Annotated in this window: 11 protein-coding genes; all 11 read right to left on the reverse strand. The window is 53.7% G+C overall.

All coding sequences use genetic code 11. The features are described 5' to 3' along the window. Nucleotides 1-15 precede the first annotated feature (15 nt). On the reverse strand, nt 16-984 hold the full coding sequence (locus tag FW415_RS09140) for a YpdA family putative bacillithiol disulfide reductase (protein WP_148384016.1): 969 nt from the start codon (nt 982-984) through the stop codon (nt 16-18). A gap of 9 nt (nt 985-993) precedes the next feature. Beyond that, nucleotides 994-1,665 (reverse strand): type 1 glutamine amidotransferase, encoded by a 672-nt coding sequence (locus FW415_RS09145; RefSeq protein WP_148384018.1) that lies wholly within the window; start codon nt 1,663-1,665, stop codon nt 994-996. Between the two features lie 6 nt (nt 1,666-1,671). Beyond that, the gene (locus FW415_RS09150; RefSeq protein ID WP_148384020.1) at nt 1,672-3,030 is read right to left on the reverse strand and encodes a DNA recombination protein RmuC; all 1,359 of its coding nucleotides are present in this window, start codon (nt 3,028-3,030) and stop codon (nt 1,672-1,674) included. A gap of 75 nt (nt 3,031-3,105) precedes the next feature. Beyond that, on the reverse strand, nt 3,106-5,031 hold the full coding sequence (nagB, locus tag FW415_RS09155) for a glucosamine-6-phosphate deaminase (protein WP_148384022.1): 1,926 nt from the start codon (nt 5,029-5,031) through the stop codon (nt 3,106-3,108). Nucleotides 5,032-5,245: 214 nt separating this feature from the next. Beyond that, complete coding sequence (locus FW415_RS09160) at nt 5,246-7,567, reverse strand: family 20 glycosylhydrolase (RefSeq protein ID WP_210420852.1); 2,322 nt, start codon at nt 7,565-7,567, stop codon at nt 5,246-5,248. A 27-nt stretch (nt 7,568-7,594) separates the two neighbouring features. Continuing rightward, nucleotides 7,595-10,510 carry a GH92 family glycosyl hydrolase gene (locus tag FW415_RS09165; protein WP_148384024.1) on the reverse strand — a complete coding sequence of 972 codons (2,916 nt, stop codon included), beginning with the start codon at nt 10,508-10,510 and terminating at the stop codon, nt 7,595-7,597. A 364-nt stretch (nt 10,511-10,874) separates the two neighbouring features. Further along, nucleotides 10,875-11,651, reverse strand: coding sequence for an endonuclease/exonuclease/phosphatase family protein (locus tag FW415_RS09170; protein WP_148384026.1), 777 nt, complete (start codon nt 11,649-11,651; stop codon nt 10,875-10,877). Nucleotides 11,652-12,013: 362 nt separating this feature from the next. After that, nucleotides 12,014-12,772, reverse strand: a complete 759-nt coding sequence (locus tag FW415_RS09175; RefSeq protein ID WP_148384028.1) for a copper homeostasis protein CutC — start codon at nt 12,770-12,772, stop codon at nt 12,014-12,016. 91 nt (nt 12,773-12,863) lie between these two features. Then, nucleotides 12,864-13,919 (reverse strand): N(4)-(beta-N-acetylglucosaminyl)-L-asparaginase, encoded by a 1,056-nt coding sequence (locus FW415_RS09180; protein WP_148384030.1) that lies wholly within the window; start codon nt 13,917-13,919, stop codon nt 12,864-12,866. A gap of 146 nt (nt 13,920-14,065) precedes the next feature. Next, complete coding sequence (locus tag FW415_RS09185; protein WP_148384033.1) at nt 14,066-15,031, reverse strand: ROK family protein; 966 nt, start codon at nt 15,029-15,031, stop codon at nt 14,066-14,068. Beyond that, nucleotides 15,003-16,634: a sugar MFS transporter gene (locus tag FW415_RS09190; protein ID WP_148384035.1), complete on the reverse strand. Its 1,632-nt coding sequence runs from the start codon at nt 16,632-16,634 to the stop codon at nt 15,003-15,005. The genes FW415_RS09185 and FW415_RS09190 overlap by 29 nt, the downstream gene beginning before the upstream one ends. Nucleotides 16,635-16,708: the final 74 nt, after the last annotated feature.

The following is a 16,708-nucleotide window of genomic DNA, read 5'->3' on the forward strand; positions in this document are numbered from 1 at the left end:
TCGGCAACCCTGCAATTAACCCTTTTGTTTGATCGCGTTCAGGATCAGTTCCGCATGTTCGCGGGAATTCTCTATAAACCACTTGTGCGTATTCATGCCGCCGCAAACCACACCCGCCAGGAATATGCCGGGCATATTGGTTTCCATGGTTTCAGGATTGTACACCGGGCATCTCACCGCATCCGGCGATAACGCAATACCGGTTTTCTCCAGGAAGTTGAAATCAGGCTGGTATCCGGTAGCGGCGATCACAAAGTCATTGGGGATGGTCACCATGCCGTCCGGCGTTTGAATATCTACTTCATTTTCCCGTATAGCCGTTAATGTTGAATGGAAGTATGCTTTAACGCTGCCCTCGCTGATACGGTTCTCGATATCCGGTTTCACCCAGTATTTCACGCGTTTCCCGATCTCTCCTTCACGGATCACCATCGTTACTTCCGCGCCTTTTCTGTAGGTTTCCAGCGCTGCGTCCACAGATGAATTGTTCGCGCCCACTACTACTACGCGCTGTGTGGCGTAGAAATGCGGGTCTTTATAATAGTGGGTGACCTTTGCCAGATGCTCGCCGGGGATATGCAGCATATTGGGGATGTCGTAAAATCCGGTTGCAATGATGATATAACGGGCGGTATAGATCTGTTTGCTGGTGACGACTTTGTAATGGCCGTTTTCGGGTTTTACGGCTTCCACGCTTTCGAAGAGGCGGATATTCACGTCCTTAGAAGTGGCTACCCTTCTGTAGTATTCGAGGGCCTCCGGGCGGGTGGGCTTGGCATTGTTGGACACAAAGGGAATGCCGCCGATCTCCAGCCGCTCGCTGGTGGAAAAAAAGGTCATGTTCAGCGGATAGCGGTACAGCGAGTTCACCAGGCATCCCCGTTCGATGATCACGTAATCCGTTCCTTCTTTTTGCGCGGCCAGCGCACATGCCAGCCCGATGGGCCCTCCGCCGATGATCAATAGTTCTACGTGCTTGTCCATTCGCTAAATTTAAACCAATTTTTCCATCCTGTTCAGCAGCTCGAACATCCGCGCGTTGGTGGCCGCGCAATAATGTGCGCCCGCGCGCATTTCAGCGGCTGATTGTATCCATTCACCGGGCACAAGCCCCTCCCCGCAATGCTGTATCATGCTTTCCATGGCGTCGGGCGTTACTTCCAGGTGGAATTGCAGGGCAAAAACTTTTTCCCCGAAGCGGAATGCCTGATTGGGTGTAACGGCAGTAGTGGTCAGATGCACGGCGTTCTCCGGCAGCGCGAAAGTATCACCGTGCCAGTGAAAGACCGTGGTCTCGGCCAGCGCCAGTTCTTCGGCGGATTGCACCGGGAACCAGCCGATCTCCTGCTGTTCGTTCGGATAAACACGCGCGCCGAGCGCGGCGGCGATCAGCTGTGACCCCAGACAGATGCCCAGCACCGGTTTCCCGGCAGCTATGGCTTCGCGGATAAATGCTTTCTCCGCTGCCAGCCAGGGATAGGTACTTTCTTCGTAAACCCCCATGGGGCCGCCCATGATGATGAGCATATCCAGATCAGCAAGTGCGGGCAGTGCAGCATCCTCATAAAACTTCGTTGCGCCTGCGGTATGCCCTTTTACATCGATCCAGTCTGCAATACAGCCCAGCCCTTCGAATGCGGCATGCTGGAAGTAGTGAATATGCATGGTCTTTTATTTTTCGTCATCCTCCGGAAAAAGTATATCCATTTCCGTTGCAATATTGTCCGGCAGGCTTTTGCCGGTCTTCGCATCCAGTTCTTTTATCAGTTCGAATTTTCCGATGATGGTATCGTTTTTACGTTTGCCGTCCTTCAGCCGCTTCATGGCTTCGTCATGCGACGCGCTGGCCTGCCGCAGGTTGTTGCCGATCTTTTGCATCTCTTCCAGGAAGAGGATGAACTTGTCGTACAACAGGCCGCATTGCCGGAATATCTCTTCCACGTTCCGTACCCTGTTCTCATTCTGCCACAGCAGCCTGACGATCTTGAAAGTGGCTACCAGGGTTGAAGGTGTGATCAGGACGATCTTTTTCTTCAGGGCGCGGTTGAAGATATCGGGACTTTCATTCAGCGCCAGTGTCAGTGCGGATTCAAAATGCATGAACATGAATACGAAATCCGGTGTGTTCAGGCTGCCGAGCGAGTGGTAATTTTTGGCGGACAGTTCATCGATATGGTCGTTGATATTGCGTACCAGCTGTTTGATGAGCGCTTTCTTTTCGCCCGGATCGCTGGCATTGAAATAGGCAACGTATGCATTCAGCGATACCTTGCTGTCTATGACCAGGTGTTTGCCATCGGGCAGCTTCAGGATAACGTCCGGCCGCCGGTTACGTTCCGCCTCATTGTCCCGGTGCACTTCTTCGCTGGTATAATCGATGTACCGCTGGAGGCCTTCGGCTTCGAGGATGAGTTTCAGGCGGTCTTCTCCCCATCCGCCCTGCACTTTTACATCGGATCTCAGGGCGCCGGCGAGGCGTTGCGCGTCTTCACTCAATTGGGTATTCAGGCGGTGAAGGGATTCAATTTCCTTTTTCAGGGAGGTGATGTCCTGTATATCTTCCTTCCGGGTATCTTCTATCGTTTTCCTGAACTGGCCGATATCTGTTTTCAGGGGACTGAGGATATGGTCCAGCGAGGTTTTGTTGGTATCCGCGAGGTCGCGGCTTCTTTCTCTCAGGATGTCTGTGGCGAGGTTGCGGAACTGCTCCCGGTTGGTGTCGTGTATCCTGGCCAGTTCCTGCCCGAAATCCGCCAGTCGCTGGTCCAGCAGCTCCTTTTCCTTTCCGAGGGAAGCCAACTGGCTGTTGAGGCGGATAACATCGTTTATCCGGCTTTCCAGCTCCTTCTCCTTTTCCTGGAGGTTGTACAGGAGATTATCGTACATGTCCCGCTGCACGTATGCTTCTTGTACCTCTTGCCGGGTGATGGCCTGGTGAATGGAGATATAGTATTTGCGGAGGAAGAGATAACTGCCCAGGCTGCCCGCGATCAGCCCGATGATCAGTCCTGCCAGGAGGTAAACGCTCATGGCCAAAGGTACGTAAAAATGCAAAACGGCCCCGGGGTTACCGGGACCGTCGCTGGTGTATAAAAGACGAACATTCTACATAAAATGGTGCCGTACGAAAGCTTCCATGGCTGCATACTTTTGCAGGCCGAGCTTGTCGTACAGTTCTGCGGTATTGGCGTTGCGCTCTTCGGCACGCTGCCAGAACTCGCGGGAATCCGTGCCCTGGAAGGGAACCACGTCTTTCTGGCTCTGGTGGATGAAGATGCCGAGGCGTTTCTGCAATACCTGGTCGGGACTCATGGGCACAGCCATTTCAATTTCGTGGATGTCCCACTCCTGCCATGCTCCTTTGTAGAGCCATACCCAGCAATCCTTGGCCCAGTCTTCCCCTTTCACCCTGTCCAGTGCGGCAAAGATGGTGTCCAGGCAAACCTTGTGGGTGCCATGGGGGTCAGCGAGGTCGCCTGCGCAGAAGATCTGTTGCGGTTTCAGTTCACGCAGCAGGTCTACCGTCAGCTGGATATCCTCTTCGCCCATGGGTTTCTTCTCCACCAGGCCGGTTTCGTAGAAAGGCAGGTTCTGGAAATGTATATTCTCGTCCTTGATGCCTACGTAGCGGCAGGTGGCTTTGGCTTCGCAACGGCGGATCAGGCCTTTGATGGCGCGGATCTCCGGAGTGTCCTTCTGGCTGGGCTTCTTGATGCGGATGAACGCCCTGGCGTCTTCCAGTATCTTGGAGCTTTTACTGCGGTCGATATCGAACATCTCTTCAAAACCTACGGCGAAGTCGATAAAGCGGAGCAGGAACTCGTCCGTTACCGCAATGTTGCCGGAGGTCTGGTAGGCGACATGCACATCATGCCCCTGCTCGTGCAGGCGGATGAAGGTGCCGCCCATGGAGATGATATCATCGTCGGGGTGCGGAGAGAAGATAAGGGCGCGTTTGCTGGCCGGTTCGGAACGCTCGGGGTGGTTCGGCAGCTGTGCGCCGGGTTTGCCGCCGGGCCAGCCGGTGATGGTATCGCGGATGGCATTGAATTCCTCGATGTTCAGCTCATAAGCGGAGCCGTATTGTACAATGAGGTCATTCAGGCCATTGTTATTATAATCCTTATCCGTCAGCATGAGGATAGGCTTGTTCAGCTTGAGGGCGAGGCCGGTGACTGCCTTGCGGATCAGTTTGGGCGTCCATTCACAGTCGCCGGTAAGCCAGGGTTCCTTGTTGCGGGTCAGTTCCGTAGCGGCCTGCTCGTCTACCACAAATTTGCAGTTGCGGTGCTGTTGCAGGAGCGAGGCGGGTACCTGGTCCGTACTGTTACCTTCCACGGAGCGGCGTACGATCCTGGCTTTGTGGGAGCCCCAGGCCATCAGGACTACCTTCCTGGCCTTCATGATGGTGCTGATGCCCATGGTTACGGCGAGGCGCGGCACCTGGCTCATGTTGGAAAATTCAAAAGCATTGGCCAGGCGGGTGGAATTGTCCAGCGTTACCAGGCGGGTGTGGGAGTTGATGCTTGAACCCGGCTCGTTAAAGCCGATGTGACCGTTGTTGCCGATACCCAGGATCTGGATGTCGATGCCGCCGGCTTCCTCGATCCGGCGCTCATAAGCCTCAGCATGGGCCTTGATCTGCTCTTTGGGCACGGTGCCGTCCGGGATGTGGTAGTTCCCTTCGGGAATGTCAATGTGATTGAATAACTGTTCTTTCATGAAGCGGCTGTAGCTCTGCAGGGCGTCCGGTTCCAGGGGGTAGTACTCGTCGAGGTTGAAGGTAACCACGTTTTTGAAGCTAAGTCCCTCTTCCTTGTGCAGGCGTACCAGTTCTGCATAAAGGTATTTGGGTGTTGATCCGGTGGCGAGACCCAATACTGCGGTCTCTTTTGCTGCTTGTTTGTCGCGAATAAGAGTAGCAATTTCCCTCGCTACGGCCTGCGATCCTTCCTTCGCCGTAGGGTGGATTTCCACGGAAATCTGTTCGAAACTGTCGATCAGTTCAATTTCCTGGTGATTAATGGTCATTGTTCAAGTTTTTTAGCGTTTTTAAAAACGAGCCCGAAAATTAAATAAAATACAGGGATTGTCCTCGAAAATTTATATTTCACGAGCAAAAATGCCCATTAACAGTAGAAATGTTATTATGACCCTTCTTCGATCCGGAACCTGCCCTTGTGCGTACGGTCCCGGGAAAAACAAAAGGCTCCCCGCGGAGCCTTTGTCTGGTTAAACGATATGTTCAATTCACGATCAATTCGTCTACAAACAACCAGGCCGGGCTTCCCTCACCGGGCTTGCCTTTGGGTATTTTCCCCGCATTCAGCGCCACAAACTTCACATACCGGGCTTTGGTGTTTTCCAGCACCGCCGTTTTTTGTATCAGGCCACTGGTATTGCTTTCATCAAGCCCGGTGAGCTTGAAGACATTTTTAAACGTTTTGCCGTCATCAGAAACCAGGAAGCTGATCTCGCGGGGAGCATAGATCCATTTGTCTTTCGCCTGCAGCAGGCCGATGGAAATGGAGCTGATCGCCGTGGAATCGCCCAGGTCCACCACCGCTTCAAAATTGCTGCCGTTGTAGCCGGACCATTGGTTGTCATTGAATTCCAGCGCTCCCCTGATGCCGTTCACCAATGCGAACGGGCTGCCGGGATCGTAATTTTGATGCGGCGGAGCGGCCAGCGTTACCGGTTTGCCTACGGCTTTATGGAATTGGAACGCCTGCCGGAATTCGTTGCCGTACATCCGGTCTCCCTGGAAAACGGCTGCCCGTATCACGCCGGAACGTTCTACTTTCACCGGCGCTGTATAAGGCGTGGATTGGGCTGTTGGCGCGGCACTGTCTGTCGTGTAATATATTTTTCCGCCGTCCAGTTTGCTGTCCAGCGTTACCTGAACGCCGCCCTGCCCGTCGCTTTCCACCTGGCCGCGCACCTCAAAAACATGTTTTGCATAGTTGACGTTCTTCAGCTCCAGGCGGGGGAGATGGGATTTGAGCCTTTCGAGGAAATTGTCATAGTTCTTTTTCTCTGCCTGTGTCCACAGCACTTCCGCCAGCGCAATGGCGCGGGGATACACCATGTATTCCACATGCTCGGCATTCTTCATATATTCCGTCCATACATTTCCCTGGGCGCCGTATATGAATTTGCTTTCTTCCGGGTTCAGCTCTTCAGGTACCGGCTCGTAGGAATATACTTTGCTGACAGGCGTGTAACCACCTATCGCAACAGGCTCATTTTTGCCCTGTGACTGGTAATGATCGAGGTACACATGGCTGCCGGGCGTCATAATCACATCGTGATGCTGTTTGGCCGCGGCAATACCGCCTTCCGTGCCGCGCCAGCTCATCACCGTGGCATTGGGGGCCAGGCCGCCTTCCAGTATCTCGTCCCAGCCGATGATCTGCCGGCCCTTGCCGTTCAGGTATTTCTCTATCCGCTGAATGAAATAACTCTGCAGCGCATGTTCGTCTTTCAAACCGTTTTCCCTGATCCGCTGCTGGCATTTCGGGCATTTTTCCCATCGTGTTTTGGGACTTTCGTCTCCGCCGATGTGGATGTATTTGCCCGGGAACAGCATCATCACTTCATCCAGCACATCCTGCAAAAAAGTAAAGACGGAATCATTGCCTGCGCAGTACACGTCATCATACACGCCCCATTTGGTGCCTACTTCATAAGGCCCGCCGGTGCAGCCAAGATGCGGATATGCCGCCAGCGCCGCCAGCGAATGACCGGGCAGCTCTATCTCCGGGATCACGGTAACGTGCCTTTCCGCCGCATATGCCACCACATCTTTGATCTGCTCCTGGGTGTAGAAACCACCGTAGGGTTTGCCATCGAATTGCTGGTCGTCATAATGCCCTGCCATGGTTTCCTTCCTGCGGGACGCGATCTCCTGCAGCTTCGGATATTTTTTTATCTCGATGCGCCAGCCCTGGTCTTCCGTAAGGTGCCAGTGAAAAGTATTCATTTTATGCATCGCCAGCAGGTCGATATATTTTTTGATAAACTCCACCGGGAAGAAATGCCTGCCAACGTCCAGGTGCAGCCCGCGGTAGGGGAAGCGGGGATGATCGGAGATATTCACGCCGGCTATCCAGTAGGCATTGGCCTTTTGCACGGGCAGCAGCTGCAGCAGCGTTTGCATGCCGTAGAACGTGCCGGCATTGCCGTCACCGAGAATGGAAATGCGGTCATGCTCTACTTTCAACGCGTAGCCTTCCGCCATTCCACGTTGTTCGTCGGGATTGGCAATGCTCCGGAGAACGATCACGTTATGCGTACCGCTGTCCGCTATTTTCAGCTCGTAGCCGCTCAGCCGGGAGAACCAGGCATTGAATAACGCGGCCGTTTGCTTGTTTGCTTCGGACGCCGCTACCAGTACAGTCTGCTTGTCCACCAGAAAGGAATCTGCTGTTTCCTGCAGTCTTACAGGCAGGGGAATGATGCTCACCTTTGCTTTGGGGGCCGTGGAGGCCGGGCCGCTTTCCGAGCAGGCCGCAAAGCCCAGCACAGCGCAACCCGCCATTATTCCGAATAATCTTTTTATGGTCATGTACTTGTTATTAGCTACCGGAAAATACTACTCTATAATGATTTCATCCGCAAAAATATGACCGGCTTCGCCTTTGCCGGGATGCCAGTCGGGGATCGTGCCATGGTTCAATGCCACTACTTTTACGTAACGGGTGGTGACGTTCACCGGTAATGTCAGTGTCTGGATGAAGCTGCCGTATTCCCTGTCCGGGAACGTATTCTTCACCACGCCGAGAGAGCGGAAATGCTGCCCGTCATCAGAAACAAGGAACTCTACCTGCGTGGGATACCATATCCAGCTTTCGAGGTCCTGCAGCACACCGAGACCGAGCTTTTTCAACGGGCGCGGGGCTTTCAGGTCTACCACCGCTTCCAGGTTGCCGGGGTAATGGCTCTGCCAGGCGCCCAGTCTGAAATCCTCTTTCCCCCGGATGCCGTCTATCAGCGCATCGGGACCGCCCGCATCGTACGATGGATGGATCTTTGACAATACCTGTATGGTCTTGTCCACCGGAATGCGGTAAAAGGGTGTGGATACGACCTGGCTGTAACGGCCGTCCTTGTACGCTACGACTTTGAGCATAGCCGTTTCCGTTATTTCCACCGGTTTTGTGTAGCGGGATGAACGGTTGTCAGGCTCCGAACCGTCCAGCGTATAATAGATGGCCGCGCCGGGCAATGTTTCTTTCAGCGTTGCAAGAATGGGGGTTTTGAACCGGTCTGCCTCCGCTATGACGTAAGGCACAGGCACGATCTGTGTACCGCGGATGCTGCTTTGCGGCCGGTCTGCCGGCTTCGAGGCCCGGTTTTTATTGGGCTGTCCACCCATCGTAAATGTCATCGCCCCGCCTTTCATTATCGTGGCATGATCGATCCATGACTTTGCGAGCGGTTGGCCGTTCACCTGCACGGATTGCACATAGTAGTTCGCTGCCGTCCGGTTTTTGGCATTGATGGTAAATTGGCGGCCGTTTTCCAGGTGAATGATCACCTGGTCGAACAGCGGGGTGCCGAGGGCATAGTAGCCGCTGCCGGGCGTTACGGGATAGATGCCCATGGCGCTCATCACGAACCAGGCGCTCATCTGCCCGCAATCCTCATTCCCGCTGAGGCCGTCCGGGGCATTGTGGTATAGTGTGGTCATCACCTGGTGGATCAGTTCCTGCGTCCTCCAGGGTTGACCGATGTAATTGAAGAGGTAGGCGATGTGATGGCTTGGTTCGTTGCCGTGCGCATACTGCCCGATCAGTCCGGTGATGTCCGACTGGTGTTTCCCGGAAAGCTTTTCCTCTGTGGTGAACAGTGCGTTCAGCTTCTTCGAGAATTGCTCCGGGCCGCCGTGGAGCGCGATCAGGCCGCTCACGTCCTGCGGCACGGCAAAGCTGCACTGCCAGGAATTGGCTTCCGTAAAGAAGCCGTTCACTTCGGAGGGATCGAAAGGACTCATCCATCTTCCGCCGATCTTGCCGCGCATGAAACCGGTGGAATCATCGAAAATGTTCTTGTAGGATTGCGCCCGTAGCATATAACGGGCATGGGTAGCCTTGTCCCCCAGCCAAAGCGCCATTTGCGCAATGCACCAGTCGTCATACGCATATTCCAGCGTGCGGGAAACGGATTCGGGTTGTGTTTCGAGGCTGAGATATCCCTGGCGGATATAATCGGGAATGCCGAAGCGGTCGCTTTCCGCATAGCTGCGCATAGCTTCCAGCGCGTACCGGGCGTCGTATCCGCGGATGCCCTTTTGCCAGGCGTCCGCGATCACCGGTACGGAATGGTATCCGATCATGCAGAAGGTTTCATTGGCGCTCAGTTCCCATACGGGCAGCATGCCGCCGTATTTGTATTGTACGAGGAATGTGTTGATCCAGTCGTTCGTTTTTTGCTGGTTGATGATGGTCATCAGCGGATGCAGGGCGCGGTGCGTGTCCCAAAGGGAGAACACGCTGTGATTGTCGAAACCTTCCGCCCGGTGTATCTGCTGATCGGTGCCGCGGTACTGCCCGTCCACATCCATATAGAGATTGGGATTGAGGCAGGCATGATACAATGCGCTGTAGAAGATCGTCTGCTGGTCCGGTGTGCCGCCTTTGACCTCGATCTTGCCGAGTTCTTTGTTCCAGGCGGCTTTTGCATCGGCAAGCGTTTGTTCAAACCGGAAGCCGGGCATTTCCGCATCAAGGTTCTTCATCGCGCCTTCTTCGCCTACACCGGAAATGGCCACTTTTACCATAACGGGACCTTTGATGTCAAAGGTGAAATATGCTTTGATGTTCCGGCCTTCCGCCTGATGCAGCGCACCTTTCGTGGTGTCTCCCAGTGCAACGGCATGGGACTTGAAAGGCTGCGAGAACTTCATCGCGAAATACAGCACCTGGTCCTTTGCCCAGGAGTTGGACCGGCGCATGCCGATGACTGTGCTGTCGTTCAGCACTTTCAGGCTGGAGTTGATCACAATGTCCCGGTGATACAGGTCCAGCAGGATATGCCCTTCCCTTGCGGAAGCGGGGAATTCGTATTGATGCAGCCCCGCTCTTTTGGTCGTGGTGAGCGAAGCGGTGATATCGTATTTGTCGAGCTTCACGCTGTAGAACCCTGGTGAGGCCTTTTCATTTTTGTGCGAAAAGGGGGAGGCATACTCCTCATTGTGCCAGGATGGTTTGCCGGTGACGGGCATAAGCAGGATGTCGCAGTAATCTTCAATGCCGGTGCCGCTCAGGTGTGTGTGGGAGAAACCATAGAGGATGGAATCCGTGTAGTGATATCCGGAGCAGCCGTCCCATCCTTTCAGTCTTGTATCCGGACCAAGCTGCACCATGCCGAAGGGCATGCTTGGGCCGGGGTAGGTGTGGCCGTGGCCGCCTGTTCCGATAAAGGGATTTACTTTCTGCGTGTAGTCTGTTTGCTGCGCCTGTGCAGCAGTGGCTAGCCCGAGGGCCGCCGCAACCAACCATTTTTTCATGTCACTGTTTTGTTTAGTCTCCCGGCAGATATGTCGCCGGAAGGCTAAAATAAGTAAAATGTCAGGGCTAAAACGTTTTAGTGCGCTAAAAATTTGATAAATCGATTGCAGCAAAAAGCCTCCCGTGAGGGGAGGCAAAAGCGTATCAGGTATAGTGAAAATGCTATCTGGGTGGAGCGTTATTCAGCAAGCTTCGGAAAAACGTTTACTCCGTGCGAAAAAATGCTACCTGTATATTGGGTTATTCAGCAAGCTGCAGAAAACGTTTATTCCGCGCGATAAAATGCTAACTGTCTGTCGGGTTAATCAGCAAGCTTCAGAAAAACGTTTACTCCGTGCGAAAAAATGCTAACTGTATGCCGGGTTACTTCAGCAGCAGTTCACAGATCACCGGCCGGTGGTCAGATGCTACTGTTTCCTGCAGCACCAGGGAGTTGACCATGCTCCACCGTGATTTCGGGTACAACATGATATAATCCAGTTTGTGCGTAGGCGTGTCTGAGGGCCAGGTAGCGCCCAGTTGTTCGCTGGCGTCCGCAAATAAGCTTTTCAATGTGTTGATCTCTTTGGAAGCAGGCTCCGCATTCAGGTCTCCCGCAAGGATCAGCGGCATGCTGTCCCGCGAGAAGTGTTTCAGGAGCTGGCTGGTTTGCGCTATACGGTCAGCCGGATCTTCCTGGTGATCAAGGTGCGTGCTGGCAAACCGGAGCAGACTGTCCCCCGGAAGTTTGACCCTTACCACAGCGGCGCAGCGCGGTTCCCCTTTCTCGCTTTTGGCCGGCAGGGGAATGGTGTACATTTGCTCAATCGGATAACGGGAAAGGATGCCATTGCCATATGAACCGCCGTCATGGCTCATAGCTTTTCCGAAATAGACGTACATGCCGGTTTGCGCCGCCAGCTCCTTTAGCAGGTTGGACTTTTTGACGCGGTTGGTACAGCTGTCCACCTCCTGCAGGGCAACAAGATCAGGATTGGTGGCGAGGATCACGGTGGCAATGCCGGAAATGTCCTGCTCCCCCCTGGTATTCTCCCCGTGGTGGATATTGTAGCTGAGCACTTTGATGACCTGACCCTGTATCTGCGCCAATGCGAAGCCAGGGAGCAGGACCATCATCATAAAGATTATGGGTCGCTGCATACGAATGTGTTAAGATGTCCGGATGATATATATGAATATACTCTTTAGTTCCATCTAATCGATACAACTTTCATGCCTTTCCCATGCCGCATCATCAGCATCCTGCATTTGTCGTTCTGCAATGTAAAAGAAGGAAGTTATTCCTCAAGCCGCCACCAATTTAAAATTTATTTAATGTATATACAAATGCGAAGCGAGGATTTAACATTGGGATGGGAGGGTTAGGATTCTGCTTTAAGGAGTTATGAGATTAAATTTTAATACAGATTTTTTCCACATTGACAGGGAGCGGCGCTCATGTGCTGGTGGTCATTCCTTTTTGTGCGGATGCGCTTTATCACGCGTACCGGCACCGGCAGTGTTTATGCATTTAATACCGCCTCTGCTTCCTGCCGGATGCGCTTCACCTGCTCCGCCTGCGTAACGGCGATGCCGTACTCCGGCACGCCGGGAATCCCGCCCATGCTTACATGGGGATTGCGGTAAACCATGCGGCTGTCGATATACGCTTTCGCCGTGGTGTGGAATTCGGTAGCTCCGGATGTTCTCACCAGTTCCGCGATGTTGTGCTCCCTGACACCGGAGCCGGCCATGATGCTGATGCGGCCGGCGGCTTTGTTCACCAGTTGCGCGATGAGCGCAGCGCCTTCCGGCGCGGTATTCCGCTGGCCTGAAGTAAGGATGCGTTCGCAACCGGTGCTGATAATATCTTCCAGCGCTTCGAAAGGATCATCCGTCATATCGAATGCACGGTGAAAAGTAACGCCCATCGGCCAGGCCAGTTCTACTAGTTCGCGGGTGCGTTCTTTGTCTACCTTCCCTGCCGGGGTCAGCAGGCCAATCACTACACCGTCACATCCTGCCTGTTTGCATAGCTGGATGTCTTTTTTCATGATGCTGAATTCTGTCTCGTCATACAAAAAGTCACCGCCGCGGGGGCGAATGATCGGGTATAACGCGATGCTCACTTTTTCCCTGGCGGTCAATATCGTTGCGTAGCCGGGTGTGGTACCGCCTTCCAGCAGGTTGTCGCATAATTCTATCCTGTCCGCCCCGCCTTCCTGTGCAGCGGTGCAGGAGGCTACGGAGGCCGCGCATATTTCCAGTGTGATCTTTTTCATGATCTGTAAAAGTACGCCAACGGGGGCAGGTATAAAAATAACAGGAGGATGCTCCCGGAACGGAACATCCTCCTGTTGTCAAACGTTCTACTTATTTCGAAAAATGGAATTTCCCTTTGATGATCTCTTCTTTTTCCGCATTCTTCAGCGCATAGCTGAAGCCGGGCTGCAGGCAGAAAGCGCCATGCTCGCCTTTTTTGTTCAGGGCAAGGAAGCCGATCTGTATCTCCCTGGCTTTTTCCGGTTTTTTCTTCACGATGCGCAGCACGGCTTCCCGGCAGGCAGCCTCGGGAGAGAATCCCTGCCGCATCAGTTCCACTACGAGGAAGCTGCCCACCACGCGGATCACTTCTTCTCCCACGCCGGTAGCGGTGGCGGCGCCTACTTCGTTATCCACGTAAAGCCCCGCGCCGATGATGGGGGAGTCTCCCACGCGGCCATGCAGTTTATAGGCCATACCGCTGGTGGTGCATGCGCCGGACAGGTTGCCTTCGGCATCCATTGCGATCATCCCGATCGTATCGTGGTTGTACACATTGCCGGGAAGCTGCAGCGGATGGAATGCTGATGTGCCTTTACCTTCGTAAGATTGATTTTCTATATTGATGACGGGTTTGTATTCCGCTTTTTTCAGCCATTCTTTCCAGGCTTTTTCGGATTCGGGCGTGAGCAGGTTTTCTTTTTTGAAACCGTTCTCCAGTGCGAATTGCAGGGCGCCGTCGCCTACGAGCATCACATGCGGCGTTTTTTCCATCACCTTGCGCGCAACGGAGATGGGATGAATGATGTGCTCCAGTGCGGCAACAGAACCGCAGTTGCCAAATTCATCCATGATACAGGCGTCCAGCGTAACGCGGCCATCCCGGTCCGGCGCGCCGCCAATGCCTACCGTGGTATTTTTGATATCCGATTCCGGTACATGTACGCCGGCTTCCACGGCATCCAGTGCCCGGCCGCCCTTTTGCAGTATTTCCCATGCGGCTTTGTTGGCAGCAACACCGAAGTCCCAGGTGGAGACCACAACGGGTTTACCTTTTACGATATGTTTCCTGCGTTTGCGGGATTGGGCGAGAGCCGAAGGGCCTTCCAGGGAAAGCACGGCAGCGCTGAGGGCGGCGGTCTTGAAAAAATGTCTTCTACTGCTCATTGTTCACACGTTTGAAGATTAAATATACGAGGATGTGTCAATACTAAGAACGGCCTGGCGCCATGAGAAAAGGGTGTATCACAAACCGGATACACCCCGTGGCTATTATATTCGTTAAATGCTGCCGTGGCAGCGGTGCTTTTTTGTTAGTCTTTCATTTCCCATGCCATAGCGCTGGCGCCCAGGATGGCGGCATCGCTTTCGCGCAGTTCGGAGAACACGAGCTTCACCTTGTTCTGGAAGATGGGCAGCAGGTTCTTTTCCATATGATGGCGCACAGGGCGCATGATCAGGTCTCCTGCCTGTGTGAGGCCGCCGAAGAGCACAATGGCTTCCGGGCTGGAGAACATCACGAAATTGGCGAGGGCTTCTCCCAACACTTTTCCGGTGAACTCATAGATCTCTATCGCCAGCTTGTCGCCTTTAATGGCTGCTTCATAGATCACTTTAGACGTGAGCTCTTCCGTTTTGTAGTTGCGGAGGAGGCTTGGTTCATCCGGGCGGCTTTCCAGCAGCTCCAGGGCGGTATTCGTTACGCCCGTAGCGGAGGCATAAGCTTCCAGGGAGCCGTGCATGCCGGTGCCGGTATGCAGCCGTCCACCGGGGATCACAATGATATGCCCCAGTTCGCCTGCGAAGCCATCATGACCGTAGATCATCTGGCCGTTCGCCACGATACCGCTGCCTACGCCGGTGCCGAGGGTGATGGTGATAAAGTCCTTCATGCCGCGGGCGGAGCCATAGGTCATTTCCCCCAGCGCCGCCGCATTGGCGTCGTTGGTGAGCACGGCCGGCACCCCGAACAGGTCCTGCAGCATCCTGGCCAGCGGAATGACCCCTCTCCAGCGCAGATTCGGCGCATATTCAATATTGCCGGTGTAGTAATTACCGTTGGGCGCACCCACACCTATACCTCTGATATGTTCAATGCCGCCTACCTGGTCTATCAGCTTGGATAAACGCTCGTGCAGTTCGGCCAGGAACATCGTAACTTCTTCGTGAGCTTTGGTTGACATCCTGTCCTGACACAAAATCGTACCGCGGCGGTCTACAACGCCAAATTTTGTATTAGTTCCTCCAATATCAATGCCCACCGCTAATTGCTGACTCATAGTCTATTCCTTGGGATTTTAAAATTGATTTAACGCGAAACGCAAAAAATGCTAAGTATGCAAAACAGATCACCGGCACAACATAAGACATGTGAATGCCTATCGCCGGCATGTCCGCCAGGCCTCCCTGTACCGGGGGGATCAGTGCGCCGCCCAGGATCATCATGATCAGGAAGGATGAACCCTGGCCGGTATATTTACCCAGGCCTGCGATGGACAATGCGAAAATGCAGGGCCACATCACGGAACAGAAAAGGCCGCCGCTGATGAACGCAAAAGTAGCGACTTCACCCTCGGTAAACAAGCCGATGACCATTGCCGCAACACCCATGATACCAAAGGTCATCAGCGTTTTGGCCGGTTTCTCCTGTCCGTAGAAGAAGCCGAGTATCTGCACCACGATGCAGATGGCGAAAGGATAGAGTTTGGTGATATCATTTCCTTTCAGGGCATTTACGCCCAGGATCACGCCGTAAGCGATAAAAGGCACCACCACGGACAAAACCTGGCGGGCTGCTTTGGAGATGTTGAATACGGTGATGGCGCCCGTCCACCGGCCGATCATCAGGCCGCCCCAGAAGATGGCGACATAGGGATCGAGCTCGGATTCTTTCAGGCCTTCCAGTGTGAGGAAGCCCGGTGTCTTGAGCAATTCGCCCATATTGCTGGCTACGCTCACTTCCACGCCCACATATACAAAGATGGCGATCATGCCCATGATCAGCTGCGGATATTTCATCGCGCCCCATCCGTCGCCCTGTTTGCGGGCGGAAGACTGGGAATAGAAAAGGATAAAGAGTATCCCGATGATGCCGGCGATAAAAAACGGCATCGGCTTGTCCAGTATGATACCGATGAGGATCAGGATGAACATCAGCGAAATGCCCACCAGTGAGCGGGTAGCGCGGGAGGAGGATTCGAAATGCTCGTCTTCCGTGCCCTTGGGCATTTTAGTGACCGCAAAGATCCCTGCCGCAATGAGGAACAGTACGATCAGCAGGATATACAGGGTGTTGATCTTGCTGATGTCCGTATCTGCCGCGGCGCCGGATTCCGCAGCGCTGCCGAAAAGCAGCATGCTCACGATCAGCGGCCCGATGGTGGTGCCGAAGGAGTTGACGCCTCCCGCAAGGTTCAGGCGGTGCGAGCCGGTGGCAGGGTCGCCCAGCAAAATGGCAAAAGGATTGGCCGCCGTTTGCTGCAGCGAAAAACCAAGCGCCACAATAAAGAATGCGCCCAGGATCAGGTAGAATGCGGAAGTCTTGTCCGCCATGCCCTCTCCCAGGTTCACCGCGCCGATCAGCGCAATTGCGCCGACAACGGAGATCAGCAAGCCGTAGATGATCCCTTTCTTGAACCCTATCTTGTTCAGGATGTCCACTCCCCGTATAGCAGAAAGCAGGTATAAGACAAGTGCCCCGATAAAGTAAGCGCCATAGAACGCAAAGTCGATCAATTGCGATTGTATCTGGTTCAACTCGAAATGCGCTTTGCAAAATGGGATGAAAATACTGTTAGACGCTGCAACAAATCCCCAGAAGAAAAATACCAGTATCAGTACAAAAAACGTGGGATGTGTGCCTTGCTTGTTCTGCTGCGACATAAACGTGAATTTGTTGAAAATTGGCTCTAAATGTATAAATATTTTTTTGACAAAAGATTAAAAAGTCGAATAAA

It is taken from the genome of Chitinophaga sp. XS-30 (assembly GCF_008086345.1).
Taxonomy (GTDB): domain Bacteria; phylum Bacteroidota; class Bacteroidia; order Chitinophagales; family Chitinophagaceae; genus Chitinophaga.